Genomic DNA, 15,073 nt, shown 5'->3' with positions numbered 1-15,073 from the left:
GATGCCGGTGCAGGTCAGTTCTGACGAGTTGCGGGCCGCGGCCTGCATGTTGCGGGATGACGCCGCTGAGAGCCTTCGCCGGGCCGCGGCCCGGCTTCGTATGCCTGGGCAGCATTACGGAGTCGACGCGGCCTTCGACCGGTACACGACCGACGGCGCCTACCGGGAGTACGCCACGGCGGTGGCGGAGGAGCTCAGCCTGCTGGAACGGGCGGCCCAGGAGCTGGCGGCCGACCTGGAGCAGACCGCGCACGACTATGACGCCGCGGACGCGCGCGCCGCCCAGCGGACGGGTCGCGGCAAGTGAGCGACGACGGCATCGCGCGGCTGCGGCACGAGCAGGGCAACATTCGCGGCGCCTTCGGTCTGTGGGGCACCGATGAGCTGGCCGATGGGTGCGCGGCGGGCGCGGCGGTGACCGGCTTCGGCGGTGACCCGGGCACGTTGAACGACATCGCCCGCACCATCACCGCGGCGTGCGAGGCCGCGGACCAGGCGCGGGAAGTGCTGCGTCAGCTCCGGAACAAAGGGCTGGGCGCCGGCTGGGTCGGTGACGCCCATGTCGCCGCGAGCCAGGCCGCCGAGGCGCTGTTCACCGACATCAACGGCCTGGCCGATGCGATGCGCGCCGTGCCGGCACGAATCGAGGCGTACGCGGGGGTGATGCAGCAGTCGGCGCCGGTCGACGCGGCCGCCGTCGACAGCCTGAACGATGTCGCCGGGCGGGCGGCGAGGATGACGGCGCTGGGGCTGCTGCCCGACCTGTCCGACTACGACGGTGAAGAGATGGCCGGCCTGCACCATCGGGCGATGCAGGCCATCGACGACCGTGTCGGAGCGCACGAGGGCGTGCGGGACGCCGGCCGCGACCTGGCCGCGCTCCTTCGGGACCATGCCGCGAACGCGCGCGGGCGGCGGCTGGCCGGGTCACCGCTGGGCGCGCTGGACGAGGTGGTCCTCGCCGAGGCCGGCAACACCTGGTTCTCCCCGGAGGGCGGCATCCTCACCCCGGCGCAGGAGGACCGGGCGGCCGCGGCCCTGTCCGGGCTCTCCGTCGCTGACCGGCAGGCGATGATGCAGCTGCTGGCCTCCGCGGCGTCGCCGGAGCAGCGCGCCTACCTGCTCAAGATGCTCGCGGCCGGCTACCCGGTCGGCGACGTGTCCCGGTTCAACGGCCTGATCGCCGCGCACGGCGGTGACCCGGAGTGGCTGGCCGCGCACCTGAGCCCCTTCACCATGGACGCCGCCGGCACCAGCGTGTACGGCGGCAAACAGTGGAACACCTTCGACGCCAAGGCGTGGACGCAGGGCCAGTACCCGACCTGTGTGGCGTCGTCGACGGTGGCGGCGCGGGCCGCGGTCGACCCGCTGTACGCGCTGGAACTGACCACCGGCGGCCATCCGGGTGACCCGGCGTACGACAACGGTGACGCGTTCGCGCAACGGCTGCGCGCCGAGCAGGCGCAGGTGTACGACGCCGGCCGGGACTGGACTCAGAAGCTGCCGCTCGTCGGCTCCGACGGGATGACCAACGAGCAGTCGGCCACGATCGCCGACGAGCAGATCGCCACGCACACCGGCGCGTCGTACGAGAACGTCGACATGGACGGCGAGGACGGCCGGTACGAGACGCTGCCGCAGATCGAGCAGGCGGTCGACGAGGGCTACCCGGTGCCGATCTCGACCCGGGGCGGCGGTGAGGGCCACCAAATGATGATCATCGGGCATCAGGATGGGCAGCTGCAGATCTACAACCCGTGGGGCTACACGTACTGGGTCAGCGAGGACGCGTTCAGCGGCGGCGACGTCAGCGGCGGCGAACAGGGCCTTCCCGGCACGCCCGTGTCGGTGCGTCTTCCCCGAGGAGTGAGCTGATGCGGATCCGCCCGGACGACCAGGCCGTGCACGATGACGTGGCGGCGCTGCTGCGCGCCGGCCGGTTCAGCGACGCGCTGGTGCCGGCCGCCCTGCAGGCGGACCGGCTCGGCGTGCTCCCGCGGTCGCTGACCTTCCTCGCCGAGATCGTCCGCCGCGGCGGAACCGCGTACGCGGCGGAGCTGCCCGAACCGCTGCCCACCCCAGAGCAGTCCGCTCTGGTCCGGCCCTGGCTGCACCCGGAGGCCGGTGACGAGCGGCTGGCCCGCTGGCTCGACGGTGTCGCCGCGGTGATCGAGGCGCGCCGCGTCAGCCGACGGTGATCGTCCAGGTGATGCTGCGCGACTCGGCCGTGGTGGCCGGGTTGTCGCAGCCCTGGAAGCAGTTCGACAGCGTGACCTTCGTCGTGCCCGCGGCCGTCGCGTCGTAGAGGAAGAACGTGGTGCCCTGCCCGCCCCCGATGAGCGGCGCCCGAACCCGGTCGAGCAGCGATGAGCGCCGCGTCCGACTGCCCTGTGGGCTGAGCAGGTTGCCGGTGTCGGGCTGCGCGCTCCAGAAGTCACCGACCGAGGCGCCGCGGTCGGGAACCGCGAGGGAGAACCGGTCGCCGACCGCGACGGTGACGTTCTGCTGGGAGTCGGTGACCACGGTGCCGTAGACCCGGTGCCGGTACAGGGCTGCACCGCCCCACACCAGTCCGGCCACGACGACCACGACGACGACCAGCCACACAGCGACGCGCACGAATCTGCCCACGGCCCGGCACACTATCCGCCGCGAGCCGGCGGCGCCCGCCCCCACGCTGGACCGGCCCGCATCCGTGCTCGCAGCGGCGGATCCGTCACTCGGCGCTGCTCGGCGTGAGCCGGTGGCCGCAGGTTGCGTTCGGCTTACAAATCCCCAGACATAGGATTTTCTGATGTTGGCTCGCAGCCCGCCGGGCATAACGTTTTGGCTGGTCATGCCCGTCGCGGCCGGCGGCTCTCGCACCTGGTCCGAACTGGTTGGGGCAACCGCGGGCAACCGCCGGATCATGAAAGGGTGCCACGAGCGTCAGTCAGGTCACCGAGTTTGCCATTGATCGACCGGGTAGATCTCCTCCGGTCGTCCGGCGCCAACCGCAGACGAGCCGTAGCCCTTGTGACTTTCAAATGGTCGACGCCCGTGACGGCGCGTGGCTCTCACGCGCGCTTAATCGGTTGGGTCAACCGTGGGAATCGCGTGATCCTGAGCAGAGGCGGAAGGGTCAAGCCGCTCAATTGAGTTGCCGGCGGTCCACCTCGTAGCTACTCACGGCGTCGCCCGGAGCTTCACCGAAGCACCGGACTTCCTCAACGTCTTCGGACTCGACGTGCACTTCGGTGTGCTGGACGGTCGCGCCCACTGGTTGATCCAAGTTTTGCATCTCGCTGCGATTTCGCAGCCGTGTGGCAGGATCGAGATCTTGTCACAGTTCCGGGACCAGCGTCGCAGTCCCGGGGGAACACAGAACGGAACGCCGGGCCGCGGCGCAACGGGTTGGCACAGCAGAAGCTCTGGTTGTGTAGCCCGGACAAGCGAGGTGCAACCTCGCACCCAAAGACGATGCATCCACGCGATGGCGCGCCCGCGACATGCGTACACAATTTCGGTGCATCGCCTGGGCCAATGTGTTGGCCGGGTGTACGGTCCTGCCGGAGGATGCCTGTGGCTGAGGAGTTGCTTTTCACCGTGGACGGTGCCACCGCCGTACCGGCGCGGCCGATCTCGCTGGCGGACGCTGGTCTGCTCGAGCGCCAACACCTGCAACAGTGGGTGGTCGACCATCCGGAGCTCATCGGCGCCGGAGTCAAAGTGGTCACCTTCGAATACGGCAGATGGATCTCGGCGGGAGGAACGGCGGCATCCGACCGGCTGGATGTGCTTGGTCTAGATCGGACCGGAAGGCTGGTGGTTGCCGAACTCAAACGCGACCGGGCCCCGGAAACGGTCACCATGCAGGCCATCAACTACGCCGCCATGGTAAGCCGCTTCAGCCTGGACGTTCTCGCCGACGTGCACGCCGCCCATCTTGGCGGAGCGACCACAGCTGAGCAGGCCCTGGCCGCGCTCACCGAGTGGGCAGAGACAGTCTCGGATGACACGTTGAGCCCGCCGAGGATCGTGCTCATGGCCGCCGACTTCGGCCCGACCGTGACCAACGCCGCGCTCTTCCTGTACGAGGCGGGCCTCGATATCAGGCTCGTGCGTTACCAGCTCTACGAAACCGCCGGTGGGGAGAAGATTCTTTCCGTCGCGCAGCTACTTCCCGTCCCGGACGCGGAGGAGTTCATGGTCAGGCCGCGGTCCAGCGGCCCGACCCAGGCCGCCGCCCGCGTCTCCGGTGAGCGCCGCGCGGCAGCCGTTCAACGCCTCGTCGCCCACGCTGCCATTCCGGATGGCGCCGAACTGACCATCGTCGTTCCCGATCTGGTCGGTCAGGACCGCGAGACCATTCGGAAGTGGCTGGACGCCGAGCCGGCCCGGGCCCGTGCCCGCTGGCACAACGACGTCGCCGGCCCCATCGAATGGGCCCGCGACGGCAACCGGTACCGGATCATCGTGCTTATCCGACACATCATCGAGTCCGCGACCGGACAGCCGCCACGCGCTCAATTGTGGCCGCCGAGCTGGTACCGCACTGCGGACGGACGCACCCTTCACCAGATCGCCGAGCCACTGCCCTGACCCCGTCTCGGCAGTGGTCCGCGCTGTCGGCGGCTGCTGCCGCCCTCCGTGCCACCTCGGCCCTCCTCGAGGAACGGCAAGCCGACGAGGCCACCGCGATCCGCGCCGGACGAGCCGCCGCAGCCGACCCGCTCAAGAGTCCGTCCTTCGGGCGCCGGCACGCCCTCGGCGGCCACGGCGACCCAACCGCCGGCGCCATCGACACGATCAGCTCCCCACCGCGGCCCAACCCCTACGCCCGCCTCGAGACCGAGATCCGGGAGCAGCTGCACAACGTCGCCAAGCACCTGCCCCTGCCTGGCCGTCTCGGCGACGTCTACCGCATCCACCAGGCGTTCCCCGGCACGAGCCCCGCCGCCGACGCCTGCCGGCTGTTCCTCGACCGGCTCGACGGCCGCATCAGCCGAATGCTGGTCGTGCAGGCCGACCGCCAGCTGGTGCCGCGCGTGCCCGGCGACACGGCGGGCCTGTCGATGCGCCGGGCACCGGATCCGGCCGAGCGGGTCGTCGAGTGCGTGACCTGCGGCGCGGCGTGGTTGTGGAGCGAGATGACCAGGAGCGAGGAGGCGGCGTGATCGAGGTCGCGGGGGAGACGTTGGGCACGGCCGCGGAGATCGCCGAGCACATCGGCCAGGGTGTCACCGAGGCCGGTGGACACGCCCTCTACGCTCGGATCATGGCTCAGGAAGTCGTGTTGCCGGGCAGCCCGCGATGGAACATCCTGCTGGGCAACGAGGCCAACGATGCGGCGGCCTTGTTCAGTCACGGGCTACGAGTCACCCGCGACATCCGCACTGACTACAGCGACGCAGCGGCGGCGATGTCTCTGCTGGCCCTCGGGGCCGAGAAGCTGCTCAAACTGACGATCGGGCTTGCCTACCTGGACCGCGGCGAATCTTGGCCGTCTTTGAAACGCATGATGCAGATCGGTCATCGGATCGTGCCCGCCGATGTCGAGGCCAGGTCCATGCTCGACCTGACCCGCGGAACCGCGCCGGGCCACCTCCAGGAGATCTTTGCTCGAATCGATGGCGACGCGGTGCTCGCATCAATCCTGAACACACTGGACCGGTTCGCCGACAAGGGGCGTTTCTACTTCCTTGACTCCCTCGGCGAGAGCCCGCAGGAAGAGACCGCTCCGCATTTCATGTGGATGGGAATGACCAGCGCGACCATCGAATCCGATCCGGAACTGTTGTCCAAGATGAGCACCCCGCAGGGCTGGCAGCAGGGCCGCCCTAGACTCAATCGGGTAATCGTCGCTTCGCTGGAAGACTGGTGGGAGACTTACAGGGCAGCCTGGACGACCGGAGCGAACGGGACGGTGGCCCAAAGCCTATCGGCCGCGGTCCACCTCTTGTCGCGCTAGGTGCGGCCGGTCCGAAACCGCAGGAACGCCACCCATTCCTCCTTCACATCGTCCGAGACGGCAGGATCGTCCAAGAGGCTGACGGCCTCTTCGGCGAGAGCGCTGAGTAAACGTGTCGATGGTGGTGGGGCGTTCACCTCGTCGGCTGTGACGTAGCCCAGCAGGACGGGAATGAGGCGGACGTCCAGCCCGAGCGCACCGAAGATTGCCCGTGCTGGACTGGGCTGCGGAACCTCGCTCTTGGCGTTCTCGTACCGCTGCACTGTGGGGCGGCTTACGCCGGCGCTTTCGGCGAGGTGTTTTTGTGTCCATCCCACTCGTTGCCGATTGTGTCGGATGAACGCGGCGAACCGCTGCAGTGGGTCGTTGTCGGCTTGCTCGTCCGCACGACCACCCATGGCGAACATTGCGGCGGATCCAACGGCCTGCTGTTCGTCGCTGGTCATCGAGCTGGCCTTTCACGGTTTACGTGCGCGCCGAAGATCGGCGGGTCGATGCCGTAATCGGTAACGGTGAACGCCGACGGGAACGGGGGCGGAACCTGCTTGTCGGAGGAATCCTCTCGCCAACCAACCCACGGGCCGACCCCGTCGAGGTCCATCCAGCATTCGCTGCCGCCGTTGTGCCGCCAGCGCCAGATGCTGCCGTCGGGGTTGTCGCACCATCCGCAGGGACCTTCGAGTCGGTCGGCGACGAGACCACCACCGTCACGGACGCAGCGAATGCCGGCGGGTGGCTCGTTACTGATCCAGTCGCCATGCCAATCGGCGGAATCGGAATCAATTGGGTTGCTTATCAGCTTCCTTCCATCCGGCGATGATGCGCTCGCAGCAGCCGTGCGGGCATTGCGGCTGGTGTCCTTCGGCTTGGCATGGCGTCTGGTCCATGCCGGTGTTCCGGCAGTTGATACAGCCAGCGCCGGGCTGGATGCCGTCCGAGCAGGAGACGCAGACGTGCGCGTGGCGCGAGTCGGCGGTCTTCTCCACAAGCAGCTTGGCGAGCCAGCGGACCTCGCCTTGGGCGCGCGCGGCGACCGCCTCGGCCTCGCGCAGCACTGCGGCGACCGCTTCGGGTGAGGCGTGCTGAGCAAACGCAGCCCGGTTCTTGATGACGGTCATCGCCGAGCCTCGGAGGGCCAATCGAGTCGCCAGCCGCCCGGCGCATCCGGGTCGACGCCGGCGAGTAGAGTCGCGCGGCCGTCCTCATGGGCGCGCGCGGCAGCCTGCTCGCGGGTTCGTGCGGGCCGTAGGCGACGACTACGTCTGAGCCACCCTTGAAGCCGAGCCCGGCCAGGCAGGCCCGCAGGGCGGGATCCCGAAAAGGCCTTGGCGAAGTCGAACGAGGCGGCGGTCGACCTGTCGTAGATGCGGGGCGTGGCCTCGCTCACGAAGCCCTCCTGCCTTCGTCGACGAGCTGTTGGTCGTACGAGCACTCCTCGCACACGCCGGGCCCGCCGCATTTCGCCATGTCTCCGTCGGGCCGGCGCCACGCGTACCCGTGGCCGCTGTTCCCGCCGATCCGGGCCAGTTCCCCGGTCAGGCGCACACCGGTCGGCGGATAGTCGCTGGGCACGTTCATGGCGTTCAGGGCGGCTTCGACGGCCCGCCACACGCGGGCGTTCTCGAACACGTTGGACGGCTCGCGGCGGATCACGGCGAAGACGGCGTCGTAAGCGGGCTGGCGGGAATGGGTCACTCTGGGCTCCCACCGACCACGAACATCTCGATCACGTGACGTACCGGGAAGTAGGTGGTGCCGTCGGCGTCGTCGGCGTCGTCGATCCGCAGGACTGCGTCCGGTTGAGAGAGCTGCTCCAGGCACTTGTCGATGGTGTCTTGATCGACAACGTAGGAGTCCTGGCCGGCGATGGTCTGGACGTTGACGGTTGGCATGCTGTTCCTCTCCGAGATCGGGTCAGTGGGAGGCGGTTTTGCCTGCGCCAAGCTCGTTTGCGGCACGTAGTTCGCCTCGCCCGTCCGCGAGCTGAAGGGAGCGCAGGCGCGACAACGCGTTCCGGAAGCCGCCGGAGGTCGCCGAGTAGCCGGTCCGCGCCGCGATCTCGCCGGTCGCGAGCGTGGCCGGCCATGCCGCGACGAGCTCGCCGAGAATCATGCGCTCTGCCCGGCCCAGCTGCCCATACCACCATTCGGTGAGTGCGGCGCCCTGCGGCAGCGGCTCCCACGGGCCGAGCGCCTCGAGTCCCTGCTCGGTGGCCTCGACGGTGCCGCGGCCGGTCAGGTAGCCGGCCGTGCGCAGAGACGACAGGGCGTTGCGGTAGCCACCCGACTTGTGCGAGTAGCCGGTCAGTAGTGCCACCTGCACGGTGGTGCGCGCGCCATGCTGGGCGAGGACGGTGAGGATCGCCCGTTCTGCGCGGGCCAGCTTCCGATCGTTGTTTTCCGCCGGCGCCTCTTGGCTGCGGCTGGTCCGCTCAACCGGCCGAGGCGCTGGGCGAGACCGAGGGACCGGAACGACGGGAGCCTGAGGACTGACCTGGGCGAGCGCGGCCACGATCGGCTCCAACGCCGAGGTGACGGCTGCGACTGCCGACGTAAGCCGGTCGTAGTCGTCAGTTGAAAGCACGGGCACCTCCACCGTGCGAACCTGCACCCGGGCGTCTGCCACCTGCCGCTCCAGGTCGGCGATCCGGCGGCGCAACGACGCGCCGGACGTGGTCGCCGGCTCGTCCGCTTGCACCTCCGCAGCGAGCAGCTCCTGCAGCTCACCCAGGTCGATCTCGGCGAGGCTCACTGGAACACGCCGACGTACCCCGGTGGCCGGGGTGGCGCCGGAATCGAAGGTTCGCCGGCGGCGCCAGCGGATCCGTTCGACTCGGCCCAGGAAGCCGGGGGAGACGATCCACGACTCGCCCGGCTCAAGCTCGGCGAGGGACTGGGCGACCTCCGCGGCCTCGTCGTGGTGTTCGGCCCACGCCACGACTGCTTTGCGGTCGTGGGGGCTGACCGTGCGGAACAGCACCAGGGTGTCGGTCTGCGACAGGGCGTCCTTGTTCAGGGACGCGGACCGCTGGGTGATGAGGGTGACGCCGAGTCCCCAGGTCCGGCCTTGCTTGCTGATTTTGCTGTAGGCGCCGACCATGCGGGCAGTGCGGGCGTCGACCCGCTGAGGCAGGAACTCCTCGGCCTCCTCGAGGAACAGGTGCAGGGGGCGGGGATCGTCGGCGACGGCCCGGAACAAGGTTTCGGCGAAGTCGGTGACGAACTTGATCTGCTCCGTCTTGGAGAACAGCGAAACGTCGAGGATGCAGGTCAGGCCACGCTCGACGATGAGGGTGGCGATGAGCTGACCGGCGGTGGACGACAGCGGAAGGTCGCCATGACGACCGCCGAAGATCGGAACGGGGATGCCGGGTCCGGTGCCGTCGGGTCCGGACCGCATGCCCCACCAGTCACCCTTGGGGTCGATCGCGACCCACTGCTGGCCGGCGTCCCACATCTCCTCGGCCATGACGACCGCTGCGTTACTTTTCCCGGTGCCCCTCTTGGCTAAGATCGCGATGGTCTCCGTGACGGCCTCAAGCGGCAGGGCGACGTCGGTGGAGATGGTCAGCGTTTGCTCGGTCATGCGCACCTCCCTCAGGTGCCGGTTGACATGGGGACACGTTGGTGAGCAGGAGCAGGCCCTCAAACCGGGTACTCTGCTGCACGGACTTGGCTACTTCCGAGTCAAGGGCCGGAACAACGGAGGCGCCAACCTCCGCCGGCCCGCTCCAATGACGGATCGTCTGGATTGCAGCGGTCAGCTCATCGACCGGCCGAGATGCCGGTAGACGGTCTTCCGTTCCACGCCGAGGCGCTCGGCGAGGTGCGCGATCGGTACCGCGTCACCATCCGGGTCGGCGAGCTCCGCGAGCGCCTTCTTGTACTGGGCCTCGATCTCCTGCTGCTGCTGATGCAGCTCGACCGCGGCCTGAATCCGCTGATCCTGCTCGGGAGTCGGGATCCACTTCTGGCGCGCCACGCGGCGAGCGTATCGGTTTTGTGTGTCCATGTGTCACACCCTTGCCGTGTCCGCGATTAGTGAGTCGATCGTATACATGTTCCCGTTTGACACGCAATGGGTCTCCTGAAATAGTGTTCCCAAGCGACACGGAAAACCTGGATCCGGAACGGTGTTGGCGCACCGCCCGGATCTCCGATCGGGAGGTAGCCCGACTTGAACACCACCGTGAACAAGGCCAGCGACATCGTGACCGGCACCTACGGCAGACTCACCATCACCTACCGGCGGCTCTTCCACACCTGGACGGTCACGGTGTACTCCGGCACCCTGCGTATCGACGAGCTCTGCCAGGCCTTCGACAACAAGGTCAGCGCGTGGCGTGAGGCCCAGCGGGTCGCCACCGCCGCGTTCGCCGGCACCCCGGTCGCGGACATCATCGCCGCGAAGCCGGGCGAGCTGGTCCTGGCCGAGGTGAGGGAGATCGTCGACGCGGCGCCGGCCAGTCTGGACGTCTACCGGCAGGCGCGGCAGACGTTTCCGACCCGCACGAACGTCCACTGCCAGCCGCTCACCCCGGCCGAGCTCGACCTGGTCCGCAACCACAACGGCGGCGCCGTCAGTACGAAGGTCGGCCAGTCGTGGCTGGTGCTGCGTGGCATCGTCCGCCGCGGCTACGGCACCCCGGTGTACGGGTGCGGCACGAAGATCGTGGCGGTCGAGCTCAACCAGCGCGGGCTCGCGGCTGCAGGGGAGCAGGTGGCGAAGTGAGCAGCCCTGAGGACGAGCAGGTCACCATCGTGGTTGAGCGCTTCAAGCTCTACCCCCAGGTCAGTCGGCCCGGCCCTGCATGGCAGTGGTCCTACAACTACACGGTCGACAGCGGCCCGCTCTGCCAGTACGGCCCAGGGCTGGCGTCCCTGCGCGGCAGGCTCAAGCTCAAGTTCCCCGGCGCCCGGATCATCGAGACCTGGAAGGAGCGGCCGTGAGCACCACCATTCTCGACGACAAGGGCGACGTGGTTCTGTTCGTTGACGGCGAAGGGACCCGTTGGGTCTTCCGTGACGACGTCTGCCACGGCCTGATCCTGTCCGGTGTCTCCAACTACATGACCTTGTCTCGGCCGGGACAGCAGTTCGTCGCCGCGGCGACCATCAAGATTGAGGGTGGCGCTTACGTTGCCCTTTGGCAGCCTTCCGGGGCGGTGGCTGCCCGGCACGACACGGCCTATGGGCTGGTCGCCAAAATGGCCCGGCGGCTGCTGGTGCCGGCTGCCTGTTGCAGGGGAGAGGTGCTGTGACCCGCAGCCTGGGCGGCCCTCGCGAGGGCACCTGCCGTGTCGTTCTTGGTTGGCGTACGCGGACGGCACCCCGTTCTCCGAGTCCGCCCGCGACGAGATCGACCATGGGGTCATGGCGTGGGCCGACTTCATCGACTCGATCATCACGGCGGGTGGCTCCCGCCCCGCCTACGACCTGTTCGACGTGCCCCAGCCGGACGGCTCGGTCCGCCACTACCGGGCCGTCGACGAAGGGACCAATCCGTGACCACCGACGTAAACCTGGGCGGCGACACGCCTGCCCGGATCCATCAGGCCTGCGGTAACCCGATGATCGCTTCGCGGTTTGCGCACGACAACACGACTCCGCAGTACAGGTCCCAGCCGATCTGGGTCTGCTCGCCCTGTCAGGCGTGGGAGCCCCGCGAAGGATGGAACGGTCCGCTACCGGCCGAATGGGTCGACGGGGCCTGGCGGTCCTGACCCACCGACCGGCCGCCGCCTCGGACAGTAGGGCGTCGGGTCCACCGTTCAGACGATGGGGCACTCCGAACACCCGACCCTACGAGTGGGTAACCCGTGTTGAGGTGCCGTTCCGGCTGATCCAACCGCACCCCGACCATCGCTAGCGTCGACGTCCAAAGTGATCCTCCAGCCGCCAGGAGTGAACATGGATCGCCTCGTCGCACTCCAAGACGCCATCGACCACACCGCCAAAGTCGCCGGCTTATACCGGCCGCCGGAGGTGTGGCTCGAAATGCATGCCGTCGACCTCGCCATCGGCGGCGACCGCAATAAGACCAGTTGGACCACCGGAGCGCTGCAGCGTGGCCTCGTCACGGTCGCGGAGCGGCACGCCGCCGAGTGCCGGGACATCGATACCTGTTACACCTGCGCCGCGATCCGCGATGCCCTGGCGACGTGCCTTTCCGCGCTGGCATGGATGCAGGACGACGAGCTGGAGCAGCGCTACTCCCAGGGGTGACAAGCGACTAGAGTGGTGGCGTGGCCTCACCTCTCGATGACGCCCTCCGCCGCACCGCCGATGCGGTCACCCGCTACCAGGCGCCCGAAGCAATGGTCGCGGTTGCCGCCCGCAGCCTCACCAAGCTGCCGTGCCAGCGGCGCGCCAGGATCGAGGTCGACGCCCTGCACGACGCGATACGACGACTGCGACACCTGCCACGCCATCCGTAACGGGCTCGCCGTGGCCATGGGGATCGTGCGGGCCGAAGTCGACGTGGAGCTCGAACGGAGAATGGGCGACTGGCCGGCTATCCGAGGTATTCGATCAGCATTGTGACGAATCATTTGACTGTAAGTGCCTCGACGAGTCGAACTGGCACACACTCAGCTGCGGCGTCGATCAACCGCTGAAATGGGTCAGCCAGAACAGATGCATCGCTGTTGATAGCGCCGGTCCACACACCCGGGTGATAGCGAACGAGAGTGGAAAGTCCGAGTAGCAATGCCCACCACAGCATCAAGGGGTGAGGTGCGGGCTGGCCACAGAGGTCAGGCAACGCATGCCCAATCCAGTGGGCCTGAAATGGCTCCGAACGCACGTGGTCGATCTCGACGATTGAGTAGAGCGCATTCTCGGCAGCCCAGAATTCTTCAAAAGTCAGCGAGAATTGGGCCGTCTTTGCGGCTGTGAGTATCGGCCGCCCGTCACGGGCGTATCCACGCTCGACCAGCGCGCTGTCGGCACCGAGCACTCCGCCGGTCGGACCCTGAACAATCACGCCGGCATCGGCAAGCGATGCGTAGCGGCCCAGGATCTGCTTCACATCGGCAACAGTCTCGCCCGGCATGTGGATAGGTAGGGCAACGAAGCCGCCGGTCGCGGTGCGTGCCTTGCTGGGATCTGCGGGGCGTCCGTCCATTCCGTCATACGCTCGTCGTGGGCCGACCCCGAAACTGATCGCTGGCTGCCATTCGCCGAACTGTGCTGGAATTTTGATTTCCCGCAAGTCGGGGTTGGCGGTCCAAAGCGCCCCGAGTTCCACGGGTCCAGCGAGTCGGGGCGAGCCGACCGCATCGCAGACAGCCTGAAAGCTTCCGTCCTTGCCTCGGGCGGGAATTACACGCCCTCGAAGAATGTTGCGGTCAGGTTTGCTGGGATCGGCCGTGTCTTGTGCGAGGCGATAGCTCAGCCCGTGTCCGCTCAGATCTGCGATGTTGCCACGCCAATGTGCTTCCAGGACCGCGCGACCGCACTGCTCGGCTGCGTAGAACAGTGGCAAGGCGTTCGATGCGTATCCGGCGGCATCGGCGGCATCGGCGAGCTCCTCGGCTTGCGCCAACGCACCACGAAAGTCATCGACACGGGAGGGGTCAGATGCGTTGCCGATCGGTTCGGCTCGAAGAGCGCGGATCCGTCGCCAGGCATCAAGTCGCATCTGGAAGTTCTATCGCAGCTAGGAGGTATGTGTCAGTCCTATATTCCGATCAAGCTGCGCCAGGGGTCTTTGCCTCGATCGAGCGGGCGGTCACGTCGACCAGGTCAGCCATGTCAATGCTGGCCTCACCGAGTAGCCGCTCGACGGTGGCGATGAACAGCCCGTCGATCACGTTGTCGCCGTGGATGAGCTGGTAGAACTGGTCCCGGCCGCGGCGGATCGCTTCCACCCGCCACCTGCCGTCGGGCGTCTCGAGCGCCCCGATCAGCTCACCCTGCGGCGGGTAGGGGATCGGCTCCGGAGCTCGACGCACGCTGGCGACGCTTCGGTCGGTGCGAAGACCCCGCCACGATGGATGTCTGAGCCGGCCTTCGGGGGTCCAGTTCCTGAATTGCACTTCACCAATGAGCACCGGCTCGACCCAGTTGGCGTGGCGGGCGTACTCCCGCGGCACTTCGGCGACGGGCGGGGTGGCGCGGGCGAGCGGCCCGAGGTCGTGCTGGAGCTGGCGGAGCATGGCGTCGGTGAAGCCGGTGCCGACGTGCCCGGCGAAGGTCAGCTGGTCGTTTTGGTCGTAGATGGCGAGCAGCAGGGAGCCGGGCAGGCCGACCCGGCGGCCTTCGCCGGCCTTCCATCCGATGACGAGGACTTCCTGCGTCTTGACCAGCGGGATCTTCGTCCAGTCGGCGGATCGTTTCCCCGGCCGGTACGGGGAGGCGAGCTTCTTCGCCACGATGCCCTCGAGCCCGCCGAGTTCGGCCGCTTTCAGCACTGTGGCGCCGTCCAGGCCGTGGAAGTTGACGGGCACCTTCATGTGGTCGCCGTGCAGGTTGAGGCCGGTGAGGACGTCCCGCCGGGTCGAGTAGGGGAGCGGGGTCAGGTCCTGGCCGTCGAGGTGCAGGATGTCGAACACGAAGTACATGACGGGCACGGACTCGACCAGGGCTTGGCTCGGGCGGGCGACGTGCATGCGCTGCTGCAGGCGGGCGAAGTCCGGCCGGTCGCCGGGCAGGAGGGCGACGACCTCGCCGTCGAGGATTGCGCGGCGCCCGCCGAGGACGTCGCTGAGATCGAGCAGCTCCGGGTAGGAGCCGGTTATGTCGTTGCCGTTGCGGCTGAGCGCCCGAACCTCGCCATCCGAGACGTACGTCGTGGCTCTGACGCCGTCGTTCTCCAGACTCGCGCTGTCTCATGAGACAGCAGCCACGTCCAACTCCATGGCCTGCTTCCGGCCTTTGGTGCTCTGAACCACACTCACTCCCGGTTACCGGCAGGCAGCTGGCCGAGGTACGGATCGCGGCAGATCCGGAATCAGGTGGCGCTTCGTCGCCCTGGCGCGTCAGGGTGAGTCGCGATCACCATCCAACGGGTACGGGTGCGATGGAGCGCGGCAGCCCGCGCTGCGCCGCAGGCGAATGCCCGCCGCGGACTGTGCCGTCCGGCGATGCTTCCACCGTCATGGCCGGCCGGTGACGTGGTCAT

Annotated in this window: 21 protein-coding genes; 12 read left to right on the top strand and 9 right to left on the bottom strand. The window is 68.1% G+C overall.

Going from position 1 to position 15,073, the window contains the following annotated elements; genetic code table 11:
• The first annotated feature begins 1 nt into the window (after position 1).
• The 3 genes from ACIA5D_RS37000 to ACIA5D_RS36990 are packed head-to-tail and all read left to right on the top strand — an operon-like array spanning position 2 to position 2,198.
• Positions 2–307 carry a hypothetical protein gene (locus ACIA5D_RS37000; protein ID WP_396035118.1) on the top strand — a complete coding sequence of 102 codons (306 nt, stop codon included), beginning with the start codon at positions 2–4 and terminating at the stop codon, positions 305–307.
• On the top strand, positions 304–1,875 hold the full coding sequence (locus ACIA5D_RS36995) for a hypothetical protein (RefSeq protein WP_396035117.1): 1,572 nt from the start codon (positions 304–306) through the stop codon (positions 1,873–1,875). The genes ACIA5D_RS37000 and ACIA5D_RS36995 overlap by 4 nt, the downstream gene beginning before the upstream one ends.
• The gene (locus tag ACIA5D_RS36990; RefSeq protein WP_396035116.1) at positions 1,875–2,198 is read left to right on the top strand and encodes a hypothetical protein; all 324 of its coding nucleotides are present in this window, start codon (positions 1,875–1,877) and stop codon (positions 2,196–2,198) included. The genes ACIA5D_RS36995 and ACIA5D_RS36990 overlap by 1 nt, the downstream gene beginning before the upstream one ends.
• Here the strand turns inward: ACIA5D_RS36990 and ACIA5D_RS36985 are convergent.
• The gene (locus ACIA5D_RS36985) at positions 2,185–2,631 is read right to left on the bottom strand and encodes a hypothetical protein (protein ID WP_396035115.1); all 447 of its coding nucleotides are present in this window, start codon (positions 2,629–2,631) and stop codon (positions 2,185–2,187) included. The genes ACIA5D_RS36990 and ACIA5D_RS36985 overlap by 14 nt on opposite strands.
• A 930-nt stretch (positions 2,632–3,561) precedes the next feature.
• On the opposite strand from ACIA5D_RS36985, the gene ACIA5D_RS36980 reads away from it, so the two are divergent.
• The 3 genes from ACIA5D_RS36980 to ACIA5D_RS36970 are packed head-to-tail and all read left to right on the top strand — an operon-like array spanning position 3,562 to position 5,950.
• Positions 3,562–4,581 carry an endonuclease NucS domain-containing protein gene (locus ACIA5D_RS36980; protein WP_396035113.1) on the top strand — a complete coding sequence of 340 codons (1,020 nt, stop codon included), beginning with the start codon at positions 3,562–3,564 and terminating at the stop codon, positions 4,579–4,581.
• The gene (locus ACIA5D_RS36975) at positions 4,512–5,156 is read left to right on the top strand and encodes a hypothetical protein (RefSeq protein ID WP_396035111.1); all 645 of its coding nucleotides are present in this window, start codon (positions 4,512–4,514) and stop codon (positions 5,154–5,156) included. Before ACIA5D_RS36980 ends, ACIA5D_RS36975 begins: the two co-directional genes overlap by 70 nt.
• A complete protein-coding gene (locus tag ACIA5D_RS36970) occupies positions 5,153–5,950 on the top strand; it encodes a hypothetical protein (RefSeq protein ID WP_396035110.1) in 798 nt (265 codons plus the stop codon). Before ACIA5D_RS36975 ends, ACIA5D_RS36970 begins: the two co-directional genes overlap by 4 nt.
• On the opposite strand, the gene ACIA5D_RS36965 is transcribed toward ACIA5D_RS36970, so the two are convergent.
• The 6 genes from ACIA5D_RS36965 to ACIA5D_RS36940 form a co-directional block, all read right to left on the bottom strand.
• A complete protein-coding gene (locus ACIA5D_RS36965; protein ID WP_396035108.1) occupies positions 5,947–6,396 on the bottom strand; it encodes a helix-turn-helix domain-containing protein in 450 nt (149 codons plus the stop codon). The genes ACIA5D_RS36970 and ACIA5D_RS36965 overlap by 4 nt on opposite strands.
• Positions 6,397–6,729: 333 nt before the next feature.
• Positions 6,730–7,068 (bottom strand): hypothetical protein, encoded by a 339-nt coding sequence (locus tag ACIA5D_RS36960; protein ID WP_396035107.1) that lies wholly within the window; start codon positions 7,066–7,068, stop codon positions 6,730–6,732.
• Positions 7,069–7,333: 265 nt separating this feature from the next.
• On the bottom strand, positions 7,334–7,645 hold the full coding sequence (locus tag ACIA5D_RS36955) for a hypothetical protein (RefSeq protein ID WP_396035106.1): 312 nt from the start codon (positions 7,643–7,645) through the stop codon (positions 7,334–7,336).
• A complete protein-coding gene (locus tag ACIA5D_RS36950; protein WP_396035105.1) occupies positions 7,642–7,842 on the bottom strand; it encodes a hypothetical protein in 201 nt (66 codons plus the stop codon). The genes ACIA5D_RS36955 and ACIA5D_RS36950 overlap by 4 nt, the downstream gene beginning before the upstream one ends.
• A gap of 22 nt (positions 7,843–7,864) precedes the next feature.
• Entirely contained in the window at positions 7,865–9,535 is a 1,671-nt protein-coding gene (locus ACIA5D_RS36945; protein WP_396035104.1) for an ATP-binding protein, read from the bottom strand.
• A 174-nt stretch (positions 9,536–9,709) separates the two neighbouring features.
• A complete protein-coding gene (locus ACIA5D_RS36940) occupies positions 9,710–9,931 on the bottom strand; it encodes a hypothetical protein (protein WP_396035103.1) in 222 nt (73 codons plus the stop codon).
• Between the two features lie 195 nt (positions 9,932–10,126).
• On the opposite strand from ACIA5D_RS36940, the gene ACIA5D_RS36935 reads away from it, so the two are divergent.
• From ACIA5D_RS36935 to ACIA5D_RS36910, 6 genes are all read left to right on the top strand, one after another.
• On the top strand, positions 10,127–10,681 hold the full coding sequence (locus tag ACIA5D_RS36935) for a hypothetical protein (protein WP_396035101.1): 555 nt from the start codon (positions 10,127–10,129) through the stop codon (positions 10,679–10,681).
• A complete protein-coding gene (locus tag ACIA5D_RS36930; RefSeq protein ID WP_396035100.1) occupies positions 10,678–10,899 on the top strand; it encodes a hypothetical protein in 222 nt (73 codons plus the stop codon). Before ACIA5D_RS36935 ends, ACIA5D_RS36930 begins: the two co-directional genes overlap by 4 nt.
• Positions 10,896–11,210 carry a hypothetical protein gene (locus tag ACIA5D_RS36925; RefSeq protein WP_396035099.1) on the top strand — a complete coding sequence of 105 codons (315 nt, stop codon included), beginning with the start codon at positions 10,896–10,898 and terminating at the stop codon, positions 11,208–11,210. Before ACIA5D_RS36930 ends, ACIA5D_RS36925 begins: the two co-directional genes overlap by 4 nt.
• A 49-nt stretch (positions 11,211–11,259) precedes the next feature.
• On the top strand, positions 11,260–11,457 hold the full coding sequence (locus ACIA5D_RS36920) for a hypothetical protein (RefSeq protein ID WP_396035098.1): 198 nt from the start codon (positions 11,260–11,262) through the stop codon (positions 11,455–11,457).
• A 402-nt stretch (positions 11,458–11,859) separates the two neighbouring features.
• The gene (locus ACIA5D_RS36915) at positions 11,860–12,174 is read left to right on the top strand and encodes a hypothetical protein (protein WP_396035096.1); all 315 of its coding nucleotides are present in this window, start codon (positions 11,860–11,862) and stop codon (positions 12,172–12,174) included.
• Between the two features lie 20 nt (positions 12,175–12,194).
• Positions 12,195–12,386, top strand: a complete 192-nt coding sequence (locus ACIA5D_RS36910) for a hypothetical protein (RefSeq protein WP_396035095.1) — start codon at positions 12,195–12,197, stop codon at positions 12,384–12,386.
• A gap of 110 nt (positions 12,387–12,496) precedes the next feature.
• Here ACIA5D_RS36910 and ACIA5D_RS36905 read toward each other — a convergent pair whose 3' ends face one another.
• Both ACIA5D_RS36905 and ligD read right to left on the bottom strand, forming a co-directional pair.
• On the bottom strand, positions 12,497–13,591 hold the full coding sequence (locus ACIA5D_RS36905) for a hypothetical protein (protein ID WP_396035094.1): 1,095 nt from the start codon (positions 13,589–13,591) through the stop codon (positions 12,497–12,499).
• 49 nt (positions 13,592–13,640) lie between these two features.
• Entirely contained in the window at positions 13,641–14,768 is a 1,128-nt protein-coding gene (gene ligD / locus ACIA5D_RS36900; protein ID WP_396035193.1) for a non-homologous end-joining DNA ligase, read from the bottom strand.
• Positions 14,769–15,073: the final 305 nt, after the last annotated feature.

The organism is Actinoplanes sp. NPDC051513, assembly GCF_044454685.1.
Taxonomy (GTDB): domain Bacteria; phylum Actinomycetota; class Actinomycetes; order Mycobacteriales; family Micromonosporaceae; genus Actinoplanes.
Note: the sequence above shows the minus strand (reverse complement) of the source record. Positions and strands in the feature narration are given on the sequence as shown.

Coding starts and splice junctions, on each gene's coding strand:
- ACIA5D_RS37000 (WP_396035118.1), top strand. CDS start 2: ATGCCGGTGCAGGTCAGTTCTGACGAGTTGCGGGCCGCGGCCTGCATG.
- ACIA5D_RS36990 (WP_396035116.1), top strand. CDS start 1,875: ATGCGGATCCGCCCGGACGACCAGGCCGTGCACGATGACGTGGCGGCG.
- ACIA5D_RS36965 (WP_396035108.1), bottom strand. CDS start 6,396: ATGACCAGCGACGAACAGCAGGCCGTTGGATCCGCCGCAATGTTCGCC.
- ACIA5D_RS36960 (WP_396035107.1), bottom strand. CDS start 7,068: ATGACCGTCATCAAGAACCGGGCTGCGTTTGCTCAGCACGCCTCACCC.
- ACIA5D_RS36950 (WP_396035105.1), bottom strand. CDS start 7,842: ATGCCAACCGTCAACGTCCAGACCATCGCCGGCCAGGACTCCTACGTT.
- ACIA5D_RS36945 (WP_396035104.1), bottom strand. CDS start 9,535: ATGACCGAGCAAACGCTGACCATCTCCACCGACGTCGCCCTGCCGCTT.
- ACIA5D_RS36915 (WP_396035096.1), top strand. CDS start 11,860: ATGGATCGCCTCGTCGCACTCCAAGACGCCATCGACCACACCGCCAAA.
- ACIA5D_RS36905 (WP_396035094.1), bottom strand. CDS start 13,591: ATGCGACTTGATGCCTGGCGACGGATCCGCGCTCTTCGAGCCGAACCG.